The sequence below is a fragment of the Bradyrhizobium sp. Arg816 genome (genome assembly GCF_029989365.1).
Lineage (GTDB): Bacteria > Pseudomonadota > Alphaproteobacteria > Rhizobiales > Xanthobacteraceae > Bradyrhizobium.
This window is the reverse complement of record NZ_JAPRAQ010000001.1, coordinates 791,357-818,042: the sequence shown is the minus strand read 5'-3', so window position 1 is coordinate 818,042 and position 26,686 is coordinate 791,357. Positions and strand designations below refer to the sequence as shown.

Sequence of the window (26,686 nt, the reverse complement as noted above, 5' to 3'; positions counted from 1 at the left end):
CCGCTGTGCGCTTTTCCGGATCATGCCTTACTTCTTCTTCTGCAGAACGCTCTGCGGATTGAGGTTGCCGATGCGGCCGCTCTCCGAGCCCGCGGCCGGATCGATCACCGCGTTGATGAGCGTCGGCTTGCCCGAGGCCATCGCCTCGTTGACGGCGCGCTTGAGCTCGTCGGGCGAGGTGGCATTCACGCCGACGCCGCCGAAGGCTTCCATCATCTTGTCGTAGCGCGCGCCCTTGACGAACACCGTCGTCGCCGGATCGGCGTTGACGCTGTTGACGTCGGTGCCGCGATAGATGCCGTCATTGTTGAAGATGACGACGCAGATCGGCAGGTTGTAGCGGCAGATGGTCTCGACCTCCATGCCGGAGAAGCCGAAGGCCGAGTCGCCTTCCACCGCGAGCACGGGATGGCCGGTCTCGAGCGCCGCCGCGATCGCCTGGCCCATGCCGATGCCCATCACGCCCCAGGTGCCGACGTCGAGGCGCTTGCGCGGCCTGTACATGTCGATGACGCCGCGGGCGAGGTCGAGCGTGTTGGCGCCCTCGTTGACGAGGATCGCCTCCGGGTGATCCTTGATCACGTTCTTCAGCACGCCGAGCGCGCCGTGATAGTCCATCGGCGACTTGTTGTTCATGAGCTTCGGCGCCATCTTGGCGACGTTCTCGTCACGCTTGGACACGATGGCCTTGGTCCATTCGGCCGGCGGCGCGGTCCAACCCGTGCTGATCGCCTGATTGAAGGCCGATACGACCGAGCCGATGTCGCCGACGACGGGCGCGACGATCTCGACGTTGGAGTCCATCTCGCGCGGCTCGATGTCGACCTGGATGAACTTCTTCGGGGTCTCGCCCCAGCTCTTGCCCTTGCCGTGCGAGAGCAGCCAGTTCAGCCGGGCGCCGATCAGCAGCACGACGTCGGATTCTTTCAGCACCGTGGAGCGCGCGGCGCCAGCGCATTGCGGATGCGTGTCGGGGAGGAGGCCCTTGGCCATGCTCATCGGCAGGAACGGCACGCCGCTCTTCTCGACGAACGACTTGATCTCTTCGTCAGCCTGCGCGTAGGCCGCGCCCTTGCCGAGAATGATGAGCGGACGCTTCGCCGCCTTGAGCACGTCGAGCGCGCGCTTGATCGAAGCGGGCGAGGGGATCTGCGCGGGCGCGGCGTCGATCACCTTGACCAGCGACTTCTGGCCGGCATCGGCGTTCATCACCTGGCCGAACAGCTTTGCCGGCAGGTCGAGATAGACGCCGCCCGGACGGCCCGACACCGCCGCGCGGATGGCGCGGGCGAGACCGATACCGATGTCCTGGGCATGCAGCACGCGATAGGCCGCCTTGCACAGCGGCTTGGCGATCGCGAGCTGGTCCATCTCTTCGTAGTCGCCCTGCTGGAGGTCGACGATCTCGCGCTCGGAGGAGCCCGAGATCAGGATCATCGGGTAGCAGTTGGTGGTGGCGTGCGCGAGCGCGGTGAGACCATTGAGGAAGCCGGGCGCCGACACCGTGAGGCAGACGCCGGGCTTCTTGGTGAGGTAGCCGGCAATGCCCGCGGCGTAGCCGGCGTTCTGCTCGTGGCGGAAGGAGATCACGCGAATGCCTTCGGCCTGCGCCATGCGGCCCAAATCCGTGATCGGGATGCCCGGCACATTATAGATGGTGTTGATGCCGTTCAGCTTGAGCGCGTCGATGACGAGATGAAAGCCATCCGTCAGTTCCTGCTCGGTGCCCGGTGCTTCGGACTTGGTCGCGGTATTCAGCATGGGCCTTGTCTCCCTGGTCTCATATGCCGTTTTAGGCTTTGTGGGCGAATGGCTCGCCCTTCTGGTGAACGTTGCTAGGTGAACAGTTCCTGACCGTGCGCTTCGACGTAAGCGGCAAGGCCAAGGGTGTGGTCGCGGGCGCGCTTCTCGGCGAGCTCGGTGTCGCGCGCTTCCAGTGCTTCGATCATGCTGAGATGCTCGGGCAGCGAAGTGGCGGTGCGATCCTTGCGTCCGATGGTCAGCTGGCGATAGCCGCGCACGTGCAGCAGCAGATCGTTGGTGAGATCGACCAGCACCGGCGATTCCGACAGCGAGATCAGCGCCTGGTGGAAGGCGATGTTGGCGCGCGAATATTCCTCGACGTGATCCTCGGGCAGGCGGTCCTTGCCGAAATCCTTGAAGTAGTCGCGCAGCGCCGTGATGTCTTTCTTGCGTGCGGTGGTGGTGATCAGGCGGGCCGCCATGCTCTCCAGCGCCGCCCAGGCGCGGATCATGTCGACGATCTCGCTCTTGGTCCTGCGCACCACCATGATGCCGCGGCGCGGAACCGTCTTCACGAAGCCGTCCTGCTCGAGCATCGCGATGGCTTCGCGGATCGGGGTGCGGCTGACACCCAGGCGTTCGGACAACGCGCGCTCGTCGAGCATCACCGGCTCGGGCGTCGAGTAGATGTCCATCTTGAGGATGGCTTCCTTCAAGGCGTCATACGCCTTGTTCTTGAAGCTGCTCTCCGGGGCAATACGAACGATTGCGATATCTGCCTCGGTCATGTTCGGCAACGCCTTGGTTGGTTTCCGCAGTGACACGACGAATCTCCTCCAGTGGGAGTCGTCTTTTACAGGATTATTAACGGGAAAGTTTTTGGCATACCACATGCCAGAATGTCAAGCTGGCTATTTTTTGCGGCGTTCTAAGTCATGCAGCAGCTTGACAAGTTGGCTTCTGGCATACCAAATGCCATCGCCAGCCATTTTTGATCCAAAGCGGCGGAGTAATGTGGGCTTTATGCCACTCCGTTCCGCGACATGGAACAGAGCGCGGCGAATGGCAAGCATCACTGGCAGCCGCTACATGCGCGCGCTTTGAAAAGAACGAACTGAGGTCAAGGGAGAAGCCATATGTCCAATTCCAAAGATGCCGTCCGCAAAGTGCTCGACCAGGTCAAGGCGGACAACCGCACCAGCCTGACCGCGCCGGAAGGCAAGCTGGTCTGCGACGCCTACGGCATTCCGGTGCCGAAGGAGGGCGTGGCCAGGTCGGCGGGTGAGGCCGGCAAAATGGCCTCCTCGATGGGCTTCCCGGTGGTGATGAAGATCGTCTCGCCGGACATTCTCCACAAGACCGAAGCCGGCGGCGTCATCGTCGGCCTCAAGACGGCCGAGGATGCCGAGAAGGCCTACGAGACCATTCTCTCCAACGCCAAGAAGTACAAGTCCGATGCCAAGATCGAGGGCGTCCAGGTGCAGCAGATGCTGGCCGGCGGCACCGAAGTCATCGTCGGCTCGATCACCGACGGCTCGTTCGGCAAGCTGGTCGCCTTCGGCCTCGGCGGCGTGCTGGTCGAAGTCCTGAAGGACATTACCTTCCGCCTCGCGCCCGCAACCAAGGAAGACGCGCTCTCGATGCTCGACGGCATCCAGGCGCATGAGATTTTGAAGGGCGTTCGCGGCGGCGAGGCGGTGAACCGTACGGCGCTCGCCGACGTCATCGTCAAGGTCTCGCAACTCGTCACCGATTTCCCCGAAATCGTCGAGCTCGATCTCAACCCGGTGTTCGCGACGGCCAAGGACGCGATCGCCGCCGACGTGCGCATCGTCGTCGACTTCGCCTATGTGCCGAAGCCCAAGCCGCGCCCGACCGAAGAGATCGTCGCGGCCATGAGCCGTATCATGCAGCCGAAGGCGGTCGCCGTGGTCGGCGCTTCCGCCGAGGACGGCAAGATCGGCAACTCCGTGATGAAGAACCTCATCAACGGCGGCTACAAGGGCGACATCTATCCGATCCATCCCAAGGCATCCGAGATCCTCGGCTACAAGGCCTACAAGAGCGTCAAGGACGTTCCGGGCGTGATCGACACGGCCGTGTTCGCGATCCCCGCGAAGTTCGTGGCGGCGGCGCTCACCGAATGCGGCGAGAAGAAAATCCCGGGTGCGGTGCTGATTCCGTCGGGCTTCGCCGAAGCCGGCGCGCCGGAGCTTCAAGCCGAGATCGTCGAGGTCGGCAAGAAGTACGACATCCGCCTGATGGGGCCGAACATTTACGGCTTCTACTATACGCCGGCCAATCTCTGCGCGACCTTCTGCACGGCTTACGACGTCAAGGGCCACGCGGCGCTGTCGTCGCAGTCGGGCGGCATCGGCATGGCCATCATCGGCTTCTCGCGCTCGGCCAAGATGGGCGTCTCGGCGATCGTCGGCCTCGGCAACAAGTCCGATATCGACGAAGACGATCTGCTCGCCTTCTTCGAGCAGGATCCGAACACGAACCTGATCGCGCAGCACTGCGAAGACCTCAAGGACGGCCGTGCGTTCGCGGAAGCCGCCAAGCGCGTCTCCAAGAAGAAGCCGGTCGTCGTGCTCAAGGCCGGCCGCACCTCGGCCGGCGCCAAGGCGGCCTCGTCGCATACCGGCGCGCTCGCCGGTAACGACAAGATCTACGAGGACGTCCTGGCGCAGTCGGGCGTGATCCGCGCCCGTTCGCTGCGGCAGCTGCTCGAATTCGCCCGCGGCGTGCCGGTGCTGCCGACGCCGAAGGGCGAGAACGTCCTGATCATCACCGGTGCGGGCGGCTCGGGCGTGCTGCTGTCGGACTCCTGCGTCGACAACGGCCTGTCGCTGATGTCGATGCCGCCGGATCTGGATGCGGCCTTCCGCAAGTTCATCCCGCCGTTCGGTGCGGCCGGAAATCCTGTGGATATCACCGGCGGCGAGCCGCCGATCACCTACGTCAACACGGTGAAGCTCGGCCTGTCGGACGAGCGGATCCATTCGCTGATCCTCGGCTACTGGCACACCATCGTCACGCCGCCGATGGTGTTCGCCCGCAACATGGTCGAGGTGAAGAAGGAGATGGAGGCCAAGGGCTTCGTGAAGCCGATCGTCGCCTCGCTCGCCGGCGACGTCGAGGTCGAGGAAGCCGCCGAATATCTCTACCAGAACGGCATCCCGGCCTACGCCTACTCCACCGAGCTTCCGGTCGAGGTGCTCGGCGCCAAGTACAAGTGGGCGCGCGGAGCAGGGCTGCTCTGAGTATGACGAAGCCGCTTCGATATGATCCGGAGCGGGTGGTTATTCACCTCTCCCCGCGTGCGGGGAGAGGTCGAATTGCGAAGCAATTCGGGTGAGGGGGACTCTCCACGAGTCTGACTGTCACCGTCCTCGCGGAGACTCCCCCTCACCCTGACCCCTCCCCGCAAGCGGGGAGAGGGAAATAAGAATAGGGCGAGGGAGAACGGTCAGGTCGCGATGAGCAAGAACGTGATCCGGCGCAAATCGCTCGAGCCTCGATCGCCATCGGAGGCCGACCACGACGCGCGCGATGGCGGCGTGCAGTCCGTCGACCGCGCGCTGTCGATCCTCGAAACACTGGCCGAAGACGACGAAGGCTATCGCCTCAGCGACCTCGCCGTGCGCACCGGCCTGTCCGCCTCGACCGTGCACCGGCTGCTGGCGACGCTGGAAAGCCGCCGCTTCGTGCAGTTCGACCGCGCCGAGTCCAAATGGCATGTCGGCGTGCGCAGTTTTACCGTGGGCGCGAGCTTTGCCCGGCGGCGTAATTTCTCCACGCAGGCGATTCCTTACTTGCGCAAGCTGCGCGATCTCACCCGCGAGACCGCCAACCTCGCTGTCGTCGACGACGAGTTCATCATCGTGCTGACCCGCATGGAGAGCCGCGAGATCATGCGCTCGCTGACCCAGGTCGGCGGCCGCGTCGCCATGGTGACGTCAGGCGTCGGCAAGGCAGTGCTCGCGACTTATTCGGACGAGGACGTCGGCGCGGTCATCCGCCATCACGGCATGCCCCGCCTGACCGAGAAGTCGATCGTGCGGCCGGGCGACCTGTTCAAGGAGCTCGAGAAGATCCGCAAGCAGGGTTTTGCGCTCGACGATGAAGAAGCCTGTATGGGCCTGCGCTGTATTGCCGCAGTGGTCTACAACGACTGCGCAGAGCCGCTTGCGGCGATTTCCGTCTCGGGCATGACCAGCCGCCTGACCGACGACAGATTGCTGGAAATCGGCCAAATCGTGCGCGAAGTCGCCGGCGAATTGACCGTCGCGCTCGGCGGGGTGATTCCGAAGTCTGGCTAACAAGGAACCGGGCCTGTCGCTGGACAGCATCGGCCGTTTTGGCTGATATGCGACCAAACGACACAATGCGGCAACCGATCAACGACGTCCGCACGAGCCTTGGAGAATGCCCCCATGTTCAAATTTCCCGCGCGCCTTGTCGGCGCAGCCGTCGCGCTGACCCTTGCGGCAGCTACGCTCGCGTTGGCCCAGCAGCTCGAGCTCAAGCTGATGGCGCCGGCGGCCCCGGGCGGTGGCTGGGACCAGACCGCGCGCTCGATGCAGCAGGCGCTGGTCGCTTCGGGCGTCGCGCGCAGCGTGCAGGTCACCAACGTTCCCGGCGCCGGCGGCAGCGTCGGCATCGCGCAGTTCGTCAATAGCGCCAAGGGCGACGGCAACCAGCTGATGGTCAACGGCTTCGTCATGGTGGGCGCGCTCGCCATGAACAAATCGCCGGTGACGCTCGAGCAGGTGACGCCGATCGCGCGCCTCACCGAGGAAATCCAGGTGATCGTGGTACCGGCGAATTCGCCGATCAAGACCGCGCAGGATCTGGCCACGGCAGTGAAGGCCGACATCGCCAAGGTGACCTTCGCCGGCGGCTCGGCCGGCGGCGTCGACCATGTCATGGCGGCGTTGTTTGCCGGCGCCGTCGGCGCCGATGCGAAGAAGATCAACTACATCCCGTTCTCCGGCGGCGGCGAATCGCTGGCAGCGATCCTGGGCGGAAAGGTCACCGCGGGCATTTCGGGGTTGAGCGAATATGAGGGGCAGATCAAGTCCGGCAAGCTGCGCGCGATCGGCGTGACATCGGAGAAGCGCATCGCGGGCAGCGAGACCCCGACCTTCAAAGAGCAGGGCATCGACCTCGTGATCGCCAACTGGCGTTCGGTGGTCGCGCCTCCCGGCATCACGCCGGAGCAGCGCAAGACGCTGAGCGATGCGGTCGAGAAGATGGTGAAGTCGGACGCCTGGAAGGAGATCCTCAAGCAGAAGGGCTGGGAGGACGCCTATCTCGGCGGCGACGCCTTCGCCGACTTCCTGAAGAAGGAAACCGTGCGCGTCACCGACGTGCTGAAATCGGTCGGCCTGGTCAAGTCATGACCTCAGGCGATCCCGTCCAGCCGCCGCGGCGCGTCGATCGCGCCGGCATCGTCATTGCTGCGCTGCTCGCCGTGCTCGCCGCGGTGCTGGTCTGGGACGCGCGCGGGCTGCAATCCACTGCGATGTACGGGATGGGACCGGAGGCGATGCCGGTCGTGGTCGCCACCGGCCTCGCGCTGCTCGCGATCGGTAATTTCATCGACGCACTGCGCGGCAATCTGCCGGCGCGCGAGAGCGCCGATCCCGTGCCGGTGGTTCTGATCCTGGTTGGCCTTGCGCTCCTCATTGCCATCATCGGCCTCGGCGGCGGCTTCATCCTGGCGACGTCGGCGCTGTTCGTCACGACGTCGGCGGCCTTCGGGCGCCGTGCCGTCCTCGTCGACAGCATCATCGCTCTCGTGATGTCCACTCTCATCTATCTCGCGTTCGACCGGCTGTTGACGCTGAGCCTTCCGACCGGCCCGCTGGAGCGACTGCTGTGATGGACACCTTTGCCGCGCTGGCCCACGGCATGGCGGTCGCCGTCCAGCCGATGAACCTGCTCTATGCGCTGATCGGCGTGTTCCTCGGCACGGCCGTCGGCGTGCTGCCCGGCATCGGCCCGGCCCTGACGGTCGCGCTGCTGCTGCCTGTCACCTACAAGCTCGATCCCGGCGGCTCGCTGATCATGTTCGCCGGCATCTATTACGGCGGCATGTATGGCGGATCGACCACCGCGATCCTGATCAACACGCCCGGCGAGAGCGCCTCGATGGCGACCGCGCTCGAAGGCAACAAGATGGCCAAGGCCGGCCGCGGCGGGCCGGCGCTTGCGACATCCGCGATCGGCTCCTTCGTTGCCGGCACCATCGCCACGATTGGCTTGGCGTTTCTCGCGCCGTGGCTGGTCGATTTCGCCGTGCGCTTCGGTCCCGAGGATTACTTCGCGCTGATGTGCGTCGCCTTCGTCACGGTGTCGGCGACCTTCGGCGATTCTCCGATCCGCGGCCTGACCAGCCTGTTCATCGGCCTGACGCTGGGCCTGGTCGGCATCGACAAGCTGACCGGTCAGGCGCGGCTTGCGTTCGGCGTTCCTGAATTGCTCGACGGCGTCGAGGTGACGACGCTTGCGGTTGGTCTGTTCGCGGTGGGCGAGGCGCTCTACGTCGCATCGCGCCGCCACCACACCGAGGAAAAGCTCGAGCCGGTGCGCGGCTCGCTGTGGATGACCAAGGAAGACTGGAAGCGCTCGTGGAAGCCGTGGCTGCGCGGCACCATGTTCGGCTTCCCGATCGGTGCGCTGCCCGCGGGCGGTGCGGAGATTCCGACCTTCCTGTCCTATTCCACCGAGAAGCGGCTTACAAAACACCCGGAAGAATTCGGCAAGGGCGCGATCGAAGGCGTCGCGGGACCGGAGGCCGCCAACAACGCCTCCGCCGCCGGCACGCTGGTGCCGTTGCTCACGCTCGGGCTGCCGACCTCGGCGACCGCTGCGATGATGCTGGCGGGGTTCCAGCAATACGGCCTCAACCCGGGGCCGCTGCTGTTTGCCGAGCGGCCTGACCTGGTCTGGGGCCTGATCGCGAGCCTGTTCATCGCCAATTGCATGCTGCTGGTGCTCAACCTGCCGCTGGTCGGCCTGTGGGTGCGGTTGCTCGCGATCCCGCAACCGTGGCTCTATGCCGGCATTCTCGTGTTCGCGACCATGGGCACCATCGCCGCAAAGCCGTCGGTGGTCGAATTGTCGATGCTGGCCGGCTTCGGCGTGCTCGGTTTCCTGATGCGCCGGTTCGATTTTCCGATCGCGCCCGTCGTCGTCGGCCTGATCCTCGGACCGATCGCCGAGAGCCAGCTGCGCCGCGCGCTCGCGATCAGCCTCGGCGATCCCATGGCGCTGCTCCAGAGCCCGATCTCGGCGACGCTGCTCGGCATCGCGCTGGTTGCGCTGCTGGCCCCGTTCGTGCTGAAGGGGATGGGGCGCTTCAAGGCGAATGAGGACTAGCCGTCCCGGCGCGCGCGTCCTCTAATGCTGCGTCCAGCTCGTTGAGGAACGCCATGCCGTCGGAACTTCGCTCGCCCCGTCTCGCCGTCCTGATCGATGCCGACAACGCCTCTGCGAAGATCGCGGATGGCCTGTTCGAGGAGATTGCCAAGATCGGCGAGGCCAGCGTTCGCCGCATCTATGGCGACTTCTCCAATGCGCGGTCCAGGGGCTGGGCCGACATCCTGTCCAAACACGCCATCATCCCGCAGCAGCAGTTCGCCTATACGACGGGAAAGAATGCCTCCGACATTACCCTGGTCATCGACGCCATGGACCTGCTTCACAGCGGCCGGTTCGACGGCTTCTGCCTGGTCTCGTCCGACAGCGACTTTACCCGTCTGGCTGCCCGCATCCGTGAGCAGGGCGTCGATGTGTTCGGGTTCGGCGAGCAGAAGACGCCGGAAAGCTTCAGGCAGGCCTGCCGAAGGTTCGTCTACACCGAGAACCTGCTTGCCGTCCCGGCGACCACCCAGGACGCCGCCTCGAGATCGAATTCGCTTCAGCCGCCCGATGCCGCCACGCCCATCATCAAGAAGGTCATCACCCAGATGGAGAGCGAGGATGGCTGGGTCGCGCTCGGCGAAGTCGGCCGGCAGCTCGCCAATCTGGCGTCCGATTTCGATCCGAGAACGTTCGGGTTCCGCAAGCTGAGCGACCTCGTGCGCAAGACGAACTCGTTCGAGATCGATGAATCAAAGGGCCGGTCGATGCGAATTCGGGTCAAGCCCGCTGCCGCCGCACCGCCGCGAAGGCGGAACCCGCGCAGGCCTGCAAGGGCGGGGGCGACCGGCAGTTCGGCGCCTAAAGCGTAAGCAGGGCCTGCCGTTATATTTGCGCTTGCCCGGTTTGGCGCAGGGCGTAACCATCGCTGGGCCGTAACGCCACGCGAGGGCCCGATGACCAGACTTACCCGCTTCGCCGTCGCACCGCTGCATTCGATGACCCGGCGTCTGGCCGATGTTGCCTCCGCGCGCGTCGCACCGGATCTGGTGGTCACGGGGGCCCGGGTGCTTTCGACCTATTCGGAGCGCCTCCATCCCGGTCGGGAGGTCTGGATCACTGGTGGCCGCGTCGCAGCGGTGAAGCCGGCCGGGGCGGCGAAGAAGGTCTGGGGCGGGGTGCCGCTTTACGACGCCGCCGGCGGCATCATCGCGCCGGGGCTGGTCGATCCGCACATCCACATCGAATCCTCCATGGTGACGGCCTGCGCCTATGCCGAAGCCGCGCTCCTCAACGGCACCACCACGATCTTCTGCGACAGCCACGAGATCGGCAACGTCATGGATGTCGCCGGTGTCGAGGCGATGCTGGAGGACGCGCGCGAGGCGCCGCTCTCGATCTTTTTGACGGTGCCGAGCACGGTGCCGGCCACGTCGGCGGAACTGGAGACCGCGGGCGGCGACCTCACGCCGGACAAGATCGCCGGCCTGTTCGACCGCTGGCCCGAAGCGGTCGCGCTCGGCGAGAAGATGGATTTTGTGCCTGTCACGATGGGCGACGAGCGCAGCCATGCCATCCTTGCCGCTGCCTTGAAGCGGGGACGGCCGGTGTCCGGACACGTTTACGGCCGTGAATTCGTCGCGGCCTATGCGGCGTCCGGCGTCACCGACACCCATGAGGCGATCGATCGCGACATCGCCGACGATCTGCTCGATGCCGGCGTCTGGGTCTTTTTGCGTGGCGGTCCGCCGACCACGCCATGGCATTCGCTGCCGCAGGCGATCCGGACGATCACCGAGCTCGGGGCCTCGCACAAGCGGACCGCCGTGTGCACCGACGACCGCGACGCCGATGATTTGCTGCTATTCGGGCTCGACTGGGTGGTGCGTGAAGCCGTGAAGGCGGGGATGTCGCCGGAGCAGGCCTGGTCGATGGGCTCGCTGCATGGCGCCACACGGTTCGGCATGGAGGGCGACATCGGCGGGCTCGGCGGCGGCCGCCGCGCCGATCTCGTGCTGATGGACGATCAGCTCAGACCGCAATGCACCTGGTATGGCGGCGAGCTGGTGGTTGAGCATGGCAAGATTACGCCGCGGCTCGATCAGGCGCTGTCGCAACGCTATCAATATCCGAAGGCGGCCTATGCGACGGTGAAGCTTCCGGAGAAGGTCAAGCTGACGCCGGAGCTGCCGGCGACGGCGTGTACCGTCAATGCCATCAAGACCGCGCTGCCGGGTATTACGCTGATCCATGAGAAGGTCGCGATCGAGCCGGCCAAGGATTGGCCGTCGCTGTTTGAGCGCTATGGCCTGTGCTTCGTCACGGTGGTAGAGCGCCACGGCAAGTCGGCCGGCAATGTCGCTTACGGCCTGCTGAAGGATTTCGGCCTGAAGCGCGGCGCGGTCGCCTCCAGCGTCGGGCACGACAGCCATAACATCATCGTCGCCGGCACCAACGAGGACGACATGCAGGCGGCGATATCAGCCATCAAGGCGGAGCAGGGCGGCGTTTGCGTCGTTGCCGACGGCAAGGTGAGGGCGCTGGTCCCGCTGCCGATTGCCGGCCTGCTCTCCGACAAACGGGTCACCGAGGTCGCCGAAGCGGTCAAGGTGCTGAAGAAGGAATGGGCCGAAGCCGGCTGCACCATCCCCTACATGGGCTTCAATTTGATTCCGCTATCGGTCATTCCGGAAATTCGCATCACCGACAAGGGCCTCGTGCTGGTGCCGCAGATGGAGCTCGCGCCGCTGTTCGAGTGAGCGGCTTTCACGTCGATGTCGATCTAACCGCTTGAGAGCGCCGCGGTTTTTCCGCGGCTGCCGCATCGTGGAAAATAAAATCGATCTCGTTGAGATCGCATCTTGCACGCCTGATGATCACGCTCGCTGACGCAACTCAAGCGAGGTCCGATATGGCGAAGATGCGAGCCGTTGATGCTGCCGTGCGAATTCTGGAGAAGGAAGGCATCTCGACTGCCTTCGGCGTTCCCGGGGCCGCGATCAATCCGCTGTACTCGGCGCTGAAGAAGCGCGGGTCGATCCGCCACATCCTCGCGCGCCATGTCGAGGGCGCCTCGCATATGGCCGAGGGCTATACGCGGGCGAAGGCCGGCAATATCGGCGTCTGCATCGGCACGTCGGGGCCGGCCGGCACCGACATGATCACCGGGCTCTATTCGGCGATCGCCGATTCCATTCCGATCCTCTGCATCACCGGCCAGGCGCCGCGCGCACGGCTCTACAAGGAAGACTTCCAGGCCGTCGACATCGAGTCGATCGCAAAGCCCGTAACCAAATGGGCTGTGACCGTGCGCGAGCCGGCGCTGGTGCCGCGTGTGTTCAGCCAGGCCTTTCACGTCATGCGCTCGGGCCGGCCGGGCCCGGTGCTGATCGACATGCCGCTCGACGTGCAGCTCGCCGAGATCGAGTTCGACGACGAGACCTATGAGCCGCTGTCGGTCTACAAGCCCACCGCGACGCGCAAGCAGGTCGAGAAGGCGCTGGAGATGCTCAACGCCGCCGAGCGGCCGCTGATCGTCGCGGGCGGCGGTATCATCAACGCCGACGCCTCGGACCTGCTGGTGGAATTCGCCGAGATCGCCAACGTGCCGGTCGTGCCGACGCTGATGGCCTGGGGTGCGATCCCCGACGACCACGTGCTGATGGCCGGCATGGTCGGCCTTCAGACCAGCCACCGCTATGGCAATGCGACGATGCTGGAATCCGACTTCGTGCTCGGCATCGGCAACCGTTGGGCCAATCGTCACACCGGCTCGGTCGAGACCTACACCAAGGGCCGCACCTTCGTGCATGTCGACATCGAGCCGACCCAGATCGGGCGCGTGTTCAATCCCGATCTCGGCATCGTCTCGGACGCCAAGGCCGCGCTCGAACTCTTCGTCACCGTCGCCAGGGAGTGGCGCCGGTCTGGCAGGCTCCGCGAGCGCCAGGCGTGGCCCGCGGCTTGCCGCGATCGCAAGAAGACGATGCTGCGCAAGAGCCATTTCGACAACGTGCCGATCAAGCCGCAGCGCGTCTACGAGGAGATGAACAAGGCCTTCGGCCGCGACACCACCTATGTCACCGTGATCGGCTTGTCGCAGATCGCCGGCGCGCAGTTCTTGGGCGTCTACAAGCCGCGCAACTGGATCAATGCCGGGCAAGCCGGCCCGCTCGGCTGGACGCTGCCCGCCGCGCTCGGTGTTCGTGCGGCATGTCCGGATCGCGAGATCGTCGCGCTGTCCGGCGATTACGACTTCCAGTTCCTGATCGAGGAGCTCGCGGTCGGGGCGCAGTTCAATCTGCCCTACATCCACGTCGTCGTGAACAATTCCTATCTCGGCCTGATCCGCCAGGCCCAGCGCGGCTTCGACATGGATTACCACGTCCAGCTCTCCTTCGAGAACGTCAACGCACCGGAGCTCGGTGGCTACGGCGTCGACCATGTCGCGGTCGCCGAAGGCCTGGGCTGCAAGGCGATCCGCGTCACTGATCCCAAGGATACGCAGGCGGCGTTTACGACCGCACGTGAATTGATGGCGAAGCACCGCGTGCCCGTCGTGGTCGAGTTCATTCTCGAACGCGTCACCAACATCGCGATGGGCACGGAGATCGACAACATCGTCGAGTTCGAGGAGGTGCTGGACCTGCCGCTGGACGAGGTCGGGATCAAGCGTCCCGGCGTGCTGCAGCCGGCGGAATAGGGGAGAGCATCATGCCGAAATTTGCCGCCAACCTCACCATGCTCTTCAACGAGATGCCGTTCATCGACCGCTTCGCCGCGGCGAAAGCGGCGGGCTTCTCCGGGGTCGAGTATCTCTTCCCCTACGATTTCGACAAGGCGTTGCTGCGCGAGCAGCTCGAGGCTCACGGGCTGACGCAGGTGCTGCACAATCTGCCGGCCGGCAACTGGGCAGCGGGCGAGCGCGGCATCGCGATCCTGCCCGATCGCGTCAGTGAATTTCGCGACGGTGTGTTCCGTGCCATCGACTACGCCAAGGCGCTCGATTGCGAGCAGCTCAATTGCCTCGTCGGCATCGCGCCTGCCGATGCCGACCCGCGCGAGCTCAACGAAACGCTGGTCGGCAACCTTCGCTTTGCCGCCTCGACGCTGGCGCGCGAGAATATCAAGCTGCTGGTCGAGCCGATCAACACGCTCGACATTCCCGGTTTCTTTCTCAACGGCACCGAGCAGGCGGTGCAGCTGATCTCCGAGGTGCGATCGAACAATTTGTTCGTCCAATACGACATCTATCATATGCAGATCATGGAGGGCGATCTCGCCCGCACCATGCAGGAATATCTGCCGCAGATCGCGCACATCCAGCTCGCCGACAATCCCGGTCGCCACGAGCCCGGCACCGGCGAGATCAACTACCCCTTCCTGTTCCGCCACCTCGACGCGATCGGCTATCGCGGCTGGATCGGCTGCGAATACAAGCCGCGCACCACGACGCTGGAAGGCCTGTCCTGGCACGCCGCGCAGACATTCGAGACCTGAGGAAACCTAGACATGATCGACATCGGCTTCATCGGACTTGGCACCATGGGACGGCCGATGGCCGGCCATCTTCTGGCCGCGGGCCATCGCGTGCTGCTGCACGACGTTACGCCCGTGCCGCCCGAGCTGATCGCGGCGGGCGGCATCGCCTGCAAGTCAGCCAAGGAGGTCGCGGAGGAGGCGGATGCGGTCATCATCATGGTGCCTGACACCCCGCACGTGGAGGCGGTGCTGTTCGGTAAGGACGGTGTCGCGAGCGGCATCTCCAAGGGCAAGATCGTCGTCGACATGAGCTCGATCTCGCCGCTGGCGACCAAGGAGTTTGCGAAGAAGATCGAGGCGCTGGGGGCGGACTATCTCGACGCGCCGGTGTCGGGCGGCGAGGTCGGGGCAAAGGCCGCGAGCCTCACCATCATGGTCGGCGGGCCGGAGCGGGCCTTTGGCACCATGAAGCCGATCTTCGACAAGATGGGCAAGAACGTCACGCATGTCGGCGCCAATGGCGATGGCCAGACGACGAAGGTGGCCAACCAGATCATCGTCGCGCTGACGATCGAGGCGGTGAGCGAAGCGCTGCTGTTCGCATCCAAGGCGGGAGCCAATCCCGCTCTCGTGCGCAAGGCGCTGATGGGCGGCTTTGCCTCGTCACGGATTCTCGAAGTGCATGGCGAGCGCATGGTGAAGCGCAATTTCGAGCCGGGTTTCCGCATCGAGCTGCACCAGAAAGACCTCAACCTCGCGCTGGAAGGTGCGCGCGCGCTCGGCCTGTCGCTGCCGAGCACGGCATTGGCGCAGCAATTGTTCTCGTCCTGCGCCGCGCATGGCGGCAAGGCCTGGGATCATTCCGCGATGGTGCGGGCACTGGAACTGATGGCGGGACACGAGATCGCCGCGACCTGAACTGTTACCCGGTAACAGTCTCCAGATTTGACGTGCCTTTCATCATGGGGGAACCGGAACAATGCTCCGGCCCCGCGGTTGAAGGCGCATCAACAAACACTGGAGAGTGTGGACATGAAGACCCGTCTTGCGATTTCGCTGGCTGCCGTGTCGCTGCTGGCGTCGAGTGCAGCCTTTGCCCAGTCGACGACCGAACAGGGCGCCAGGGACGGCGCACGTGCGGGTGGCGACATCGGCGGACCGATCGGCGCGATGGTCGGCGGCACCGTCGGCGCGGCCGTCGGCGCCGGCCTCGAAATCCCGAATGCCGTGCTCGGCGGAATCCCGCGCGACGACTCCGTCGTGATCCACGAGCGCGTCGTCGTCGGCGAGCCGCTGCCCCCGACCGTGGTGCTGCGCCCCGTGCCGAACTACACCGAGTATCGCTACGCGGTCGTGAACGATCGCCGCGTCATCGTCGAACCGCGCACGCGCCGCGTCGTCAAGATCATCGACTGATCGGTCAGAGCGTGAAGGCTTTGAAGAGCCGGGCCTCGCGGAGCGTCACTCCGCGAGGCCTTAGTTAGTCAGGGCCGTACTAGCGCGGAAGCGCGCCATGATCCAATCGGTGACGGCGGCGAGCGCAAAGCCGATGCAAGCGGTGCCGGCATCGACCAAAAAATCTTCCAGCCGCGCATGCCGTCCCGGTGCCCAGAACTGCATCAGCTCGAGCGCGCCGATCAGGACCACCGCGACGGCGGCGACAGCCCAGCGGCGATTCCGGTAGCCGAGGCCGAAGGCCAATCCCACCAGGATGAAGGCGAGGGCGTGCTCGCCGTCCTGGCCGAGATCGGAATGGGGCCGCAGGCCGGGCGGGCCGAGGGTTGCGAAAGTGACGGCGGCCGCGAGCAGCCAGGCAAAAAAGCGAACAAAAATAGGCATCCGGTGCCGATAGCACGGATTTGCAACGGCCTGTTACGGGGCGGGGATCAGATCGCCGTGTAGTTAATGACGAAACGTTAAAGTGGCTCGCGCACGCCGAGGCCGTGCATGAAGCGTTCCCGGATCTGGACGGGATCCCTGCGGGTGGCGCCGACGCCCGGCTTGTCGTCGATGCGGACCGCGATCAGGCTGGGCTCGTCAGCGGACATGGCCTCGTCGACCAGCCGCTCGAAATCCTCCTCGTCCGCGGCCCAGGCGCTGTTGGCAAGTCCCGAGCCTGTGGCTATGGCGACGATGTCGGCGACGCCAGCGGCCGGCGTCGGCTGCGCACCGGTGATCTGGTAGATGCCGTTGTCCATCACGATCATGATGAGGTTCTTCGGCTTCAACGCCGCAATCGTCGCGAGCGCGCCGAGTTGCATCAGCAGCGAGCCGTCGCCTTCGAGCGCGAAGACGCGGCGATCGGGCTGGGCCAGCGCGACGCCCAATGCAATCGGGAAAGCCAGCCCCATGCTGCCGAGCATGTAGAAGTTCTGCGGGCGATGGCCGGCGGCCCAGAGATCGAAATTGGTGTTGCCGATGCCGCCGATCACCGCTTCCTCGTGCTTGAGCTTGGCGATCAGGCGCGAGGTGACATCGAAGCGGTTCATGACCTTGGTGTTGCGGTTGTCCAAATCTGTGCTCATTTTGGCCGGCCTCACTTGTCGAAAACCTTGCCGCCGGTGAGCAGCGGGTTGAGGATCAGCGCCACCGGCGCCTGCGTGGTGACGGCCTGCTTGATCGAGCGGTCGGCGATGAATTCGAGCTCGTCGAGCCGGGTGATGGTGTGGTGCTCCAGCGCGAGTGAATCCAGCACCGGGCGCATGGTCCGGCAGACCAGCGATTGCCCGTAATTGAACTCGCCAAGCGTGCCGCGCTCGGAGACGAACATGATCAGCGGGATCTGATAGGGCACCGCGAGCGAGGCCAGCACGTTGGCGAGCGTGGCGAAGCCGGAGGTCTGCATCAGCACCGCGCCGCGACGTCCGCCCATCCAGGCGCCGGAGACGATGCCGACGGCCTCCTCCTCGCGGGCGGTGGCAAAGGTGGTGAAGAAGGGATCGGCGTGCAGGTTCTTGATCAGCGGCGTCAGCACGCGGTCGGGCACGTAAGGGATCAGGCTGATCTCGTTCCGCTTCAAGGTCTGCAGGACGATGCCGTGCCAGCTCTCGTCACTGGAGGCTCGTGCCGCCTCGGACGAGGTCTGCTGCTCCGCAATCGCCATCGCGTTCTCCCCTAGGCCGCGCATGCTTCTTGGTTCTGGCCGTCGCGGCGGTCTGCCGAACTTGACGCAGGCAGCGGGATTGTCAACATGTCCGGGCCAGCACCGTGATCTGCGCTAGACGGCCTGCCGTGGCCGGCACCGCCATGTCATAAGCGGCGATAATGCAAAAACGGGAGGGACGCATGGACGGAGCGCGGGGTGCGCTGGCCTTGCGGATCTCCTTGAGAGAGCCGGAAGGGTCCTGATGTCCGTCAATAGCAAGCGCGTCTTCTACGTCAAATACCTGGCCAATCCGATCTATATCGACATCCTGAAGGCGCGGTCCGACGTCCGGCTCGATCGCATAGAGAATGAGAGCCCGGAAGATTTCTACGCCCCGATCCTGAAGGCGGCCCACGTCTACCAGATCGGCGCCGCCCGCGACGAACTTGCCCAGCATTTCCATGTCGATGCCGCCTTCCTGAAGCGCACGCCGAACCTGTTGCTGGTCTCCAGCAATGGCGCGGGCTTCGACCCTGTCGACGTCGAGGCGTGCACGGATGCGGGCGTGCTGGTCGTCAACCAGTCCGGTGGCAATGCCCATTCGGTCGCCGAGCATGCGCTGGCGATGATGCTGACGCTGTCCAAGCGCATCATCCAGTCCGACCGCCGCCTGCGCCGCGAGCGCGACGTCAACCGCAACGAGCTCGTCGGCAACGAGGTCGAGCACAAGACCGTCGGCATCATCGGCCTCGGCAATGTCGGCCGCCGCATTGCCGCGCTGTGCAAGGGCCTGCTCGGCATGACGGTGCTGGCCTATGACCCGTATTTGTCGGCCGAGGTGATGGCCGAGCGGGGCGGGCAGAAGGTCGAGCTCGACGAGCTGCTGCGCCGCGCCGATTTCGTCTCGATCTCCTGTCCGCTCGACAAGAAAAGCCGCAACATGATCAGCACGCGCGAATTCGCGCTGATGCAGCCGCACGCCTATTTCATCACCACGGCGCGCGGCTTCATCCACGACGAGGATGCGCTGCTCCAGGCGCTCCGCGACAAGCGCATTGCCGGTGCCGGCCTCGACGTCTGGTCGAAGGAGCCGCCGCCGCCCGAGCATCCGCTGCTCCAGTTCGACAACGTGCTGGCGAGCCCGCACACCGCGGGCGTCACGATCGAGGCGCGCCAGAACATGGGCCGCATCGCCGCCGAGCAGGTGCTGGACACGCTCGACGGCCGACGCCCGCCGCGCATCATCAACCCCGAAGTCTGGCCGCGCTATGCCGAGCGCTTCAAGCAGGCGTTCGGCGTGATGCCGGGGTAGGGCGCGCGAAGTCCGATCGCGCTCCGATCGTTGGTTACGAGGGTGCGAATAGAAAGCGGCGGATTTTACCGATGGCGTGAATGAAGGCGTATCACTTGTCCTGTAGTTGAAAGTCCATGAGCATATTTTCGATTGCGACATCAGGACTTTCCGCCGCGAGCCTGCGCGTGAACGTGGCCGCGAGCAATATCGCCAACATCAGCACGACCGGGCCGCTACCTGCTTCAGGCGGATCGAGCACATCGGCCGGCGCGGGCAGTTCGGGCATTGCTCCGACCTTTCCCGCAGCCTATGTGCCGCTGCGAGTCGATCAGGTCTCCCAATCGAGCGGTTCGACGCCGGGCGGTACGGTTGCGACCGTGTCGGCGGTTTCGCCGAGCTATATCGCGCAATCCGACCCTAGCGCGCCCTTCGCAAACCAGGACGGCCTGGTCGCCGCGCCCAATGTCGATCTAGCCAGCGAATTCGCTGAGCTGGCGACCGCAAAGTACAGCTTCATTGCCAATGCGAAGGTCATTCAAGCCTACGCCGAGACAGAAGAGACCCTCCTCGATATCAAGACGTGATCGCTGACGGATTGTATCGACGCATTGGCGGCGGGAACCGTCGCCGAACTTGATCCGTGTCAAAATCTCCTTTCCCGGTTCAAGCTAAATGGGATTAGAGTGCCGCCGGGGCAGGCTGGCGCAGGCAGGAGGTCCCATGTCAACTTATGTCGTCAGGTTCATGAAGGACGTGCTCGGCCAGTACGGCCGGCAGATCGAGGTTTGCCAGGGCACGCTCGAAATCGACGCCACCGACGAGGACGAAGCCAGGGAGCGGGCGAAGGCGAGGTTTTGCAAGGACCAGGCGTTGCATCATTGGTCGCTGCATGCCGACCGGATCCAGGTCAGACCGGCTGACTTTCCCTCGTAAGGTCTAACGGCCCGGTGCCGTTAGCGTCGGCGGCGCGGTGACGCCCGCGCCGAGCGATCGCTGCACCATGACCGTGTCGGACCAGCGGCCGTGGCGATAGGCGACACCGCAGAGCAGGCCGGCGCGCGCGAAGCCGAACTTTTCGTGCAGCGCCAGCGAGGGCGCGTTGTCGGCATCGATATAGCCGATCATCTGGCGGAAGCCGGCCGCCGCACACGCATCGATCATTCCCTGGAGCAGCAGCCGTCCGACGCCGCGACCGAGATGCTCGTGATGGACGTAGATCGAATGCTTGGCGGTGTAGCGGTAGGCCGGGCGCTTGCGGAACAGCACGGCATAGGCATAGCCGACCACCTCGCCGCGATAGGTCGCGACCAGATGCGGCAGGCGGGTCTGCTTCAGGTTCTTGCGGCGGTCGCGCAGATCGTCCGGTTCGGGCGCGCCGGTTCCCTCGACGTCGCGCGGCACCCCATTGCGGACGTGATGGCGGTAGATCGCCAGCATCGCCTCGACGTCGCTCTCCCGTGAGGGGCGGACCAGAACCGGTTCGTCATCTGTACGCGCAATCGCTGTTTCGTTCATCGGCACCTACTCGGCAACGACGTAAGTATAGAGGCCGATGCGGCCCTGTGCATCGATCTCCTTGTAGACTCCCTGGATTTCCACATCGAACCCCGGGAACGTGTTGAAGCAGGTCTCGAACATCTTGAGATAATCCACCATGGGCTTGGCCCGCTCCGTCAGCCGCTCGCCGGGCACGATGGTGGCGATGCCGGGCGGGTAGACCACGAAGGGCGTGGTGGCGATACGGCCCGCGATCGCCTCGATCGGGAGATAGTCGACGTCGTTCTTGAACAGATAGCGTGCGGCATCGCGGGGCGACATCGCGATCTCGGGCATGTGCTCGGGCATGAACTGCCGGGCCTGGAGGGCGCTGACATCGGCGGCGCGGAAGAAGCGGTGCATGTCGCCGCAGAGATCGCGCAGCCGTACGCCGGCATAGCGCGCCTGACGCCGCTGGTAGAATTCAGGGATGACGTCGGCCAGCAACGCGTTGTCGTCATGCAACCTCTTGAATGCGACGAGGCCGGAGATCAGCGTACCGGCTTTGCTCGCCTCGACGCCGGGGGTGAGCAGGAAGAGCAGGGAGTTGAGGTCGTTCTTTTCAGGGACGATGCGGTTTTCGCGCAAGTACTGCGCGACCACAGGCGCGGGGATGCCGTGCTCGGCATAGGCGCCGGTGGTGCGATCGAAGCCGGGCGTCAGCAGCGTCAGCTTGTTCGGATCAGTCATGGCAAAGCCTTCCGCAAGATCGGGAAAGCCGTGCCAGTTGGTATCTGGCGAAAGCTGCCACAGCGCCGGATTGGTGGCGAGCTCATCGGTGGAGAGGGTCTCCCAGGCGACATTGTGGGCGGCGCCGGGGCGGCTGACGTCGGGAATGGCGACGCGATCGGGAACGAAGGGCTCGAAGAACCAGCGGCGATCCGGATTTTGCTCCTTCTCCTCGAACTCCCGGCGCATCGCGCGGATCTTCTTGCGCAGCTCGATGCCGAGGCGGATCGTGTCGTCCCACAGGACCTCGCCCGAGCGGCCCTTCATCATCTGCGCGCCGACGTCGAGGGAGGCGAACAGCGGGTAGAACGGCGAGGTCGAGGCGTGCTGCATGAAGCTCTCGTTGAAGCGGCGGTGTTCGACCCGCCGCTTCTGGCCGCGGATGTGGCGGTCCTTGATGTGGATCTGGGAGGCCTGCGAGAAGCTCGCGAGCTGCTTGTGGGTGGATTGCGTCGCGATGATGCCGGGCGCTTCGGGAGGAAGATTCGCCAGCCCCATGGCGAAGCGGCCGGCATAGAGCGGGTGGAACTTCATGAAGCCTGCCCAGGCCTCGTCGAACAGGATGTATTCGCAGAGATGGCCGATGCGCTTCAGGATCATTTCGGCGCTGTGGATCGTGCCGTCATAGGTGCATTGCTCGACCACGGCGACGCGGAATGGCCGCTCCTTGCGCCAGGCGTCTTTGTCGGTCACCAGCGGATGGTTGCGGATCGCCTCGCGCACGGCCTTTTCGTCGAGCATGTCCCAGCGCATCGGGCCGATCAGGCCCCAGGCGTTGCGGATGGTCGGTACGTAGACCGGGACGCCGCCATTGATCATCAGCGCGCCGTGATGGGCGGCCTTGTGGTTGTTGCGGTCGAACAGCACGAGGTCGCCGTCGGTGACGAGGGCGCCGAGCGCGACCTTGTTCGAGGTCGAGGTGCCGTTGAGCACGAAATAGGTCTTCTCCGCGCCAAAAATCTGCGCGGCTTCCTTCTGCGCCCTCAGCGCGGGACCCTCATGGGTGAGGAGGTCGCCGAGGTCGAGCACGGAATTGTCGAGGTCGTCGCGGAACACGGATTCGCCGAGATGCTCGACGAAGACCCGGCCGATCGGACTGCGGTTGTAGAACACGCCGCCATTGTGACCCGGACAGGTCCAGAGCTGGTTGCCTTCCTCGGCATAATCGACCAGCGCCCCGAAGAACGGCGTCTTCAGCGTCTCGGCGTATTGCTTGAGCCGGCTGATCAAATTCTTGGCGATGAAGGTCGGCGTCTCCTCGGAGAGGAAGACATAGCCGTCGATGAAGTCGAGCACCTCGACCGGCAAATCCTCGAAGCGCTTGCGTCGGATCAGGAGGATGATCGGGAAGTCGAGGCCGCGGCGCCGCATCAGGTTGATCAGCGCCGAGGTCTTCCCCTCGAGGCCCTTCTTGCCCCAGTCCACCACCATGCAGCCGATCGCGGCGTCGGTCTGCACCGCGATCTCGGCGTCCTCCAACCTGCGGGCCCTCACGACCTCGAAGCCGGAGCGCTGGATCTCCTCGATAATCTGGTTGAAGCGGATGCCTTCCAGATCGTCGGCGTCGAACACAGGTGCGGCGAACAGGAAGTTGAAGCGCTTGAAATAATCCATGGTGTGTCCCGAATCTACAGAGACTGGCAGGTCTCTGCACTTTCGATGACAGTTTTATGACAGTCGCCCGATCCAGCGGGGATCGTGTGACGGCGATCAGTCCAGCAACTTGTCCAGCGTGATCGGGAAGCGCCGGATGCGCTTGCCGGTGGCGTGATAGACTGCGTTCGCGATCGCCGCAGGCACGCCGACGATGCCGATCTCGCCAATGCCCTTGACGCCCAGCTGGTTGATCCGGTCGTCGGGTTCGTCGACGAAGATGACGTCGATGTCGTGAACGTCGGCATTCACGGGAATGTGGTACTCGGCGATGTTCGCGTTCATGATCCTGCCGAAGCGGTGATCCATCACCGTCTCCTCGTGCAGCGCCATTCCGATGCCCCAGACCACGCCGCCCATGATCTGGCTGCGGCCGGTCTTGGTATTGAGGATCCGGCCGGCGGCGACGGCGCTCACGACGCGCGTGACGCGGATGACGCCCAGTTCTTCGTCGACCTTGACCTCGGCGAAGACCGCCGAATGGGTGTTGCGCGCGTGCGACCTGTCCTCCGCGAAATGATTGAGCTTCTGCTTCTCGATCCGCTCGAGCTTGCCGTGACGCATCGCGTCGGCGATCGAGACGGCACGGGCCTTGTCGCCGGCCTTGGCGATCGCGCCGTCGACCAGGATCACGTCGGGCGCATCGACGCCGCCGAGGGGCGAGGCGGGTATCGCCTTGGCAAGCCGTGCGAGCTCCTGGCGAATGTCTTCGGCCGCGCCCAGCACGGCGTGCGCGGCCGACGCCGCCATCCAGGAACCGCCTTCGACAGGGGCCTGCGGCAAGGTCGAATCGGCAAGCTTCACGTCGATATTCTCGATCGGCAGTCCAAGTGCGTCGGCGGCCACTTGTGCCACGATGGTGTAGGTGCCGGTGCCGATATCGGAGGCGGCGCAGGATACTTCGGCATGGCCGTTCGACGTCAGCACGATGCGGACAGCGACCGGCATCTGAAGCGCCTCCCACACCCCCGTCGCCATGCCCCAGCCGACCAGCTCCTTGCCGTTGCGCATGGAGCGCGGCGCAGGATTGCGTCGGCTCCAGCCGAAGGCTTCCGCGCCGCGGGCGTAGCATTCGCGCAGCTGCTTGCTGGTGTAGGGCAGGTCTTCACTCTGGTCGCGGTCCGAATAGCACTTCAGCCGCAGCTCGATCGGGTCGAGCTTGAGCGCGACGGCCAGCTCGTCCATGGCGCATTCGAGCGCGCAGACGCCGGAGGCGGCACCGGGCGCGCGCATGTCGCAGGGCGTGGACACGTCGAGATCGACGAGCTTGTGGGAGAAGAGGCTGTTCGGGCTCTTGTACAGCTGTTCCGCCCAGCCGGTGTCATTGCGCGAAAAATCCTCGTAGCGCGAAGTCACGGCAGTGGCTTCGTGCGTGACGGCATCGAGCGTGCCGTCAGGCTTTGCGCCGAGCGCGACGCGCTCGATGGTCATCGGCCGGTAGCCGAGCCCGTACATCTGCTGCCGTGTCAGGACGACACGAACGGATCGCTTGAGTTCGAGCGCGGCAAGCACCGCCAGCACCACCTGGTATTGCGGCCGCAATCCGGAGCCGAAGGCGCCGCCGACATAGGGCGAGACCACGCGGAGGTCATCGGGCCTCTTGTTGAACACACCGCATAGATATTTGTGGACGTTCTGGACACCTTGCGTCTTGTCATGGACGGTAAGCCTGCCGCTGCCATCGCGGACCACCGTGGTCGCATAAAGCTCCATCGGGTTGTGGTGTTCGGTCGGCAGGACGTAATCCGCCTGGTGCCGCACGGCGGCCCCAGCCAGCGCCGCGGCGGCGTCGCCGCGCGGCTTGTGTGGCCGATCCACTTTGCCGGCCTTGCCATGTTCGGATTCGAGATCCGTCGCAAATGCCTCCCGGTCGTATTCAACACGCACGCGGGTCGCAGCGAACTTGGCGGTTTCCCAATCATCCGCCACGACGAGCGCGATCGGCTGGCCGTTGAACCTGATCCTGTCGTCATAGAGCGGGCGGAAAGGCGAGCCCTTCTCCGGCGCCACCTCGTCCTTCCAGGCATCGTCATTGTCGGCGAGGGGCGGACGATGCGCATGCGTGAGCACGTCGACCACGCCCTTCACTTGCAGCGCGTCGCTGGCGTCGAGGCGAGCGATGCGTCCGCGCGGAATCGTGGACTCGACGACGAAGCCGTGGAGGAGGCCGTCCGCCGGAAATTCGCCGGCATATTTGGCGGCTCCGGTGACCTTGGCGCGGCCATCGACGCGGGACGTTGGCGTTCCGACATAGGCTTTCATCGGTCCCTCACGCGATTTTTTTGTGAGCCTGTGATTGTGGCGTGGCGCTGGCGGCCTGTATCAGCGTCCGCGCGATGGCGCGGCGTGCGAGCTCAATCTTGAAGCGGTTATGTGCGCGGGCCGTTGCCCCGTGCAGCAGCAGATCGGCAGCGCGCGAGAAGTGATCCGACGTCGCCGCCCGGCCGCGCAACGCCGCTTCGGCCTCGAGGCTGCGCCAGGGCTTGTGAGCCACGCCGCCGAGCGCCAGGCGGGCTTCGCTGATCGCGTTGCCATCCAGTTCGAGCGCGGCCGCGACCGAGACCAAAGCAAAAGCATAGGACAGCCGGTCACGGATTTTCAGATAGCTGTAGTTGCGGGCAAAGCCGTGCTTTGGAAGTTCGACGGCCGCGATGATCTCGCCGGTGCCGAGATTTGTGTCGACGTGAGGTTTGTCCTCCGGGAGCCGATGGAAATCAGTCAATGCGATCGTGCGCTGGCCGGAGGGACCTGCGATGTGCACGAGCGCACCGAGCGCGACAAGTGCGACGCTCATGTCGGACGGGTTGGTCGCGATGCAGGACGCGCTCGTGCCGAGGATTGCGTGATTGCGGTTGAGGCCGTCGATTGCCGAGCAGCCGCTGCCGGGCTCTCGCTTGTTGCAAGGCGTCGCCGTGTCATAAAAGTATGCGCAGCGCGTGCGCTGCATCAGGTTGCCGCCAACGGAGGCCATATTGCGCAATTGCGCGGAAGCGCCGGCGAGGATGGCGGCGGCGAGCAGGGGATAGCGCTGCTCGACGAGCGGATGGTAAGCGAGGTCCGAATTCGGCACCAAGGCGCCGATGCGCAGCCCGCCATCGGCGGTCTCCTCGATGTCGCGGAGCGGCAGGCGGGAGATGTCAATCAGCCGGGAGGGCCGCTCGACATTTTCCTTCATCAAGTCGATCAGATTGGTGCCGCCGGCAATCAGCTTGGCGCCGGGATCGGCGGCCAGCAGGCGGATCGCATCGGCGACGTCGGTGGCGCGGGAATATTGGAAGTTGTTCATGGCCGGCCCATTGCCTGCTGGATCGCGGCGACGATGTTCGGATAGGCGCCGCAGCGGCAGAGATTTCCGCTCATCAGCTCTCTGATCTCGTCGGCATCCCGGGCGCGGCCTTCGGCCAAAAGGCCCGCCGCCGAGCAAATCTGTCCCGGCGTGCAATAGCCGCACTGAAAGGCGTCGTGGTCGATGAACGCCTGTTGCAGGGGATGAAGCGTTAGGTCCTTGGCAAGCCCTTCGATCGTCGTGATCTCGGCGCCGTCCTTCATGACGGCGAGCGTCAGGCAGGAATTGACGCGCCGTCCGTCGATCAGCACGGTGCAGGCGCCGCATTGGCCGTGATCGCAGCCCTTCTTGGTGCCGGTCAGCTCGAGATGGTCGCGCAAGGCGTCCAGGAGCGTGGTCCAAGGCACCAGGTCGAGCGTGTGTCTGACGCCATTGACCACGAGATTGATCGGAATGCGGTCGGGAATTTGATTTGCGGCGTCGGCCATGTCGTCTCCCCTGCGACGGA

24 protein-coding genes are annotated in these 26,686 nt (G+C 64.8%); 14 read left to right on the top strand and 10 right to left on the bottom strand.

Annotated elements, in window-relative coordinates:
• Nucleotides 1-27 precede the first annotated feature (27 nt).
• The gene (oxc, locus tag OWC48_RS03665) at nt 28-1,761 is read right to left on the bottom strand and encodes an oxalyl-CoA decarboxylase (protein ID WP_282518714.1); all 1,734 of its coding nucleotides are present in this window, start codon (nt 1,759-1,761) and stop codon (nt 28-30) included.
• A 74-nt stretch (nt 1,762-1,835) separates the two neighbouring features.
• Nucleotides 1,836-2,531, bottom strand: coding sequence for a GntR family transcriptional regulator (locus OWC48_RS03660; RefSeq protein WP_166105920.1), 696 nt, complete (start codon nt 2,529-2,531; stop codon nt 1,836-1,838).
• Nucleotides 2,532-2,879: 348 nt separating this feature from the next.
• Between OWC48_RS03660 and OWC48_RS03655 the strand changes: the two genes are divergently transcribed.
• From OWC48_RS03655 to OWC48_RS03605, 11 genes are all read left to right on the top strand, one after another.
• Nucleotides 2,880-5,009 carry an acetate--CoA ligase family protein gene (locus OWC48_RS03655; protein WP_282518713.1) on the top strand — a complete coding sequence of 710 codons (2,130 nt, stop codon included), beginning with the start codon at nt 2,880-2,882 and terminating at the stop codon, nt 5,007-5,009.
• Nucleotides 5,010-5,225: 216 nt separating this feature from the next.
• Nucleotides 5,226-6,068 carry an IclR family transcriptional regulator gene (locus tag OWC48_RS03650; protein WP_282518712.1) on the top strand — a complete coding sequence of 281 codons (843 nt, stop codon included), beginning with the start codon at nt 5,226-5,228 and terminating at the stop codon, nt 6,066-6,068.
• 114 nt (nt 6,069-6,182) lie between these two features.
• Nucleotides 6,183-7,151, top strand: a complete 969-nt coding sequence (locus OWC48_RS03645; RefSeq protein WP_282518711.1) for a tripartite tricarboxylate transporter substrate binding protein — start codon at nt 6,183-6,185, stop codon at nt 7,149-7,151.
• Nucleotides 7,148-7,633: a tripartite tricarboxylate transporter TctB family protein gene (locus OWC48_RS03640; RefSeq protein WP_282518710.1), complete on the top strand. Its 486-nt coding sequence runs from the start codon at nt 7,148-7,150 to the stop codon at nt 7,631-7,633. The genes OWC48_RS03645 and OWC48_RS03640 overlap by 4 nt, the downstream gene beginning before the upstream one ends.
• Complete coding sequence (locus OWC48_RS03635; RefSeq protein ID WP_282518709.1) at nt 7,633-9,132, top strand: tripartite tricarboxylate transporter permease; 1,500 nt, start codon at nt 7,633-7,635, stop codon at nt 9,130-9,132. Before OWC48_RS03640 ends, OWC48_RS03635 begins: the two co-directional genes overlap by 1 nt.
• Nucleotides 9,133-9,185: 53 nt before the next feature.
• Nucleotides 9,186-9,986: an NYN domain-containing protein gene (locus OWC48_RS03630; RefSeq protein ID WP_282518708.1), complete on the top strand. Its 801-nt coding sequence runs from the start codon at nt 9,186-9,188 to the stop codon at nt 9,984-9,986.
• Nucleotides 9,987-10,070: 84 nt separating this feature from the next.
• The gene (locus tag OWC48_RS03625; protein ID WP_282518707.1) at nt 10,071-11,873 is read left to right on the top strand and encodes an adenine deaminase C-terminal domain-containing protein; all 1,803 of its coding nucleotides are present in this window, start codon (nt 10,071-10,073) and stop codon (nt 11,871-11,873) included.
• A 152-nt stretch (nt 11,874-12,025) separates the two neighbouring features.
• On the top strand, nt 12,026-13,816 hold the full coding sequence (gene gcl / locus OWC48_RS03620) for a glyoxylate carboligase (RefSeq protein WP_282518706.1): 1,791 nt from the start codon (nt 12,026-12,028) through the stop codon (nt 13,814-13,816).
• 11 nt (nt 13,817-13,827) lie between these two features.
• On the top strand, nt 13,828-14,613 hold the full coding sequence (gene hyi / locus OWC48_RS03615) for a hydroxypyruvate isomerase (RefSeq protein WP_282518705.1): 786 nt from the start codon (nt 13,828-13,830) through the stop codon (nt 14,611-14,613).
• Nucleotides 14,614-14,625: 12 nt separating this feature from the next.
• Nucleotides 14,626-15,513: a 2-hydroxy-3-oxopropionate reductase gene (locus OWC48_RS03610; RefSeq protein ID WP_282518704.1), complete on the top strand. Its 888-nt coding sequence runs from the start codon at nt 14,626-14,628 to the stop codon at nt 15,511-15,513.
• Nucleotides 15,514-15,627: 114 nt separating this feature from the next.
• Complete coding sequence (locus OWC48_RS03605) at nt 15,628-16,011, top strand: DUF1236 domain-containing protein (RefSeq protein WP_014496647.1); 384 nt, start codon at nt 15,628-15,630, stop codon at nt 16,009-16,011.
• Nucleotides 16,012-16,071: 60 nt separating this feature from the next.
• Here the strand turns inward: OWC48_RS03605 and OWC48_RS03600 are convergent, their stop codons facing one another.
• The 3 genes from OWC48_RS03600 to OWC48_RS03590 all read right to left on the bottom strand — a co-directional run bounded on the left by OWC48_RS03600 (nt 16,072) and on the right by OWC48_RS03590 (nt 17,698).
• Nucleotides 16,072-16,434, bottom strand: coding sequence for a VanZ family protein (locus OWC48_RS03600; protein ID WP_282518703.1), 363 nt, complete (start codon nt 16,432-16,434; stop codon nt 16,072-16,074).
• Nucleotides 16,435-16,511: 77 nt separating this feature from the next.
• Nucleotides 16,512-17,120 (bottom strand): thiamine pyrophosphate-dependent enzyme, encoded by a 609-nt coding sequence (locus OWC48_RS03595; protein ID WP_282518702.1) that lies wholly within the window; start codon nt 17,118-17,120, stop codon nt 16,512-16,514.
• An 11-nt stretch (nt 17,121-17,131) separates the two neighbouring features.
• Nucleotides 17,132-17,698 (bottom strand): thiamine pyrophosphate-binding protein, encoded by a 567-nt coding sequence (locus OWC48_RS03590; RefSeq protein ID WP_282518701.1) that lies wholly within the window; start codon nt 17,696-17,698, stop codon nt 17,132-17,134.
• Between the two features lie 244 nt (nt 17,699-17,942).
• Between OWC48_RS03590 and OWC48_RS03585 the strand changes: the two genes are divergently transcribed.
• The 3 genes from OWC48_RS03585 to OWC48_RS03575 all read left to right on the top strand — a co-directional run bounded on the left by OWC48_RS03585 (nt 17,943) and on the right by OWC48_RS03575 (nt 19,907).
• Entirely contained in the window at nt 17,943-18,992 is a 1,050-nt protein-coding gene (locus tag OWC48_RS03585) for a hydroxyacid dehydrogenase (protein WP_282518700.1), read from the top strand.
• Between the two features lie 116 nt (nt 18,993-19,108).
• Nucleotides 19,109-19,558, top strand: a complete 450-nt coding sequence (locus OWC48_RS03580) for a flagellar basal body rod protein FlgC (protein ID WP_282518699.1) — start codon at nt 19,109-19,111, stop codon at nt 19,556-19,558.
• Nucleotides 19,559-19,694: 136 nt separating this feature from the next.
• Nucleotides 19,695-19,907: a hypothetical protein gene (locus OWC48_RS03575; RefSeq protein WP_282518698.1), complete on the top strand. Its 213-nt coding sequence runs from the start codon at nt 19,695-19,697 to the stop codon at nt 19,905-19,907.
• 3 nt (nt 19,908-19,910) lie between these two features.
• Here the strand turns inward: OWC48_RS03575 and OWC48_RS03570 are convergent, their stop codons facing one another.
• The 5 genes from OWC48_RS03570 to OWC48_RS03550 form a co-directional block, all read right to left on the bottom strand.
• Nucleotides 19,911-20,489 carry a GNAT family N-acetyltransferase gene (locus OWC48_RS03570; RefSeq protein ID WP_247308604.1) on the bottom strand — a complete coding sequence of 193 codons (579 nt, stop codon included), beginning with the start codon at nt 20,487-20,489 and terminating at the stop codon, nt 19,911-19,913.
• A 6-nt stretch (nt 20,490-20,495) separates the two neighbouring features.
• Nucleotides 20,496-22,853, bottom strand: a complete 2,358-nt coding sequence (locus tag OWC48_RS03565) for an Orn/Lys/Arg decarboxylase N-terminal domain-containing protein (RefSeq protein WP_282518697.1) — start codon at nt 22,851-22,853, stop codon at nt 20,496-20,498.
• Between the two features lie 96 nt (nt 22,854-22,949).
• A complete protein-coding gene (locus OWC48_RS03560; protein WP_282518696.1) occupies nt 22,950-25,154 on the bottom strand; it encodes a xanthine dehydrogenase family protein molybdopterin-binding subunit in 2,205 nt (734 codons plus the stop codon).
• A 7-nt stretch (nt 25,155-25,161) separates the two neighbouring features.
• Entirely contained in the window at nt 25,162-26,178 is a 1,017-nt protein-coding gene (locus OWC48_RS03555; protein WP_282518695.1) for a xanthine dehydrogenase family protein subunit M, read from the bottom strand.
• Nucleotides 26,175-26,666, bottom strand: a complete 492-nt coding sequence (locus OWC48_RS03550) for a (2Fe-2S)-binding protein (RefSeq protein WP_282518693.1) — start codon at nt 26,664-26,666, stop codon at nt 26,175-26,177. Before OWC48_RS03550 ends, OWC48_RS03555 begins: the two co-directional genes overlap by 4 nt.
• Nucleotides 26,667-26,686 lie beyond the last annotated feature (20 nt).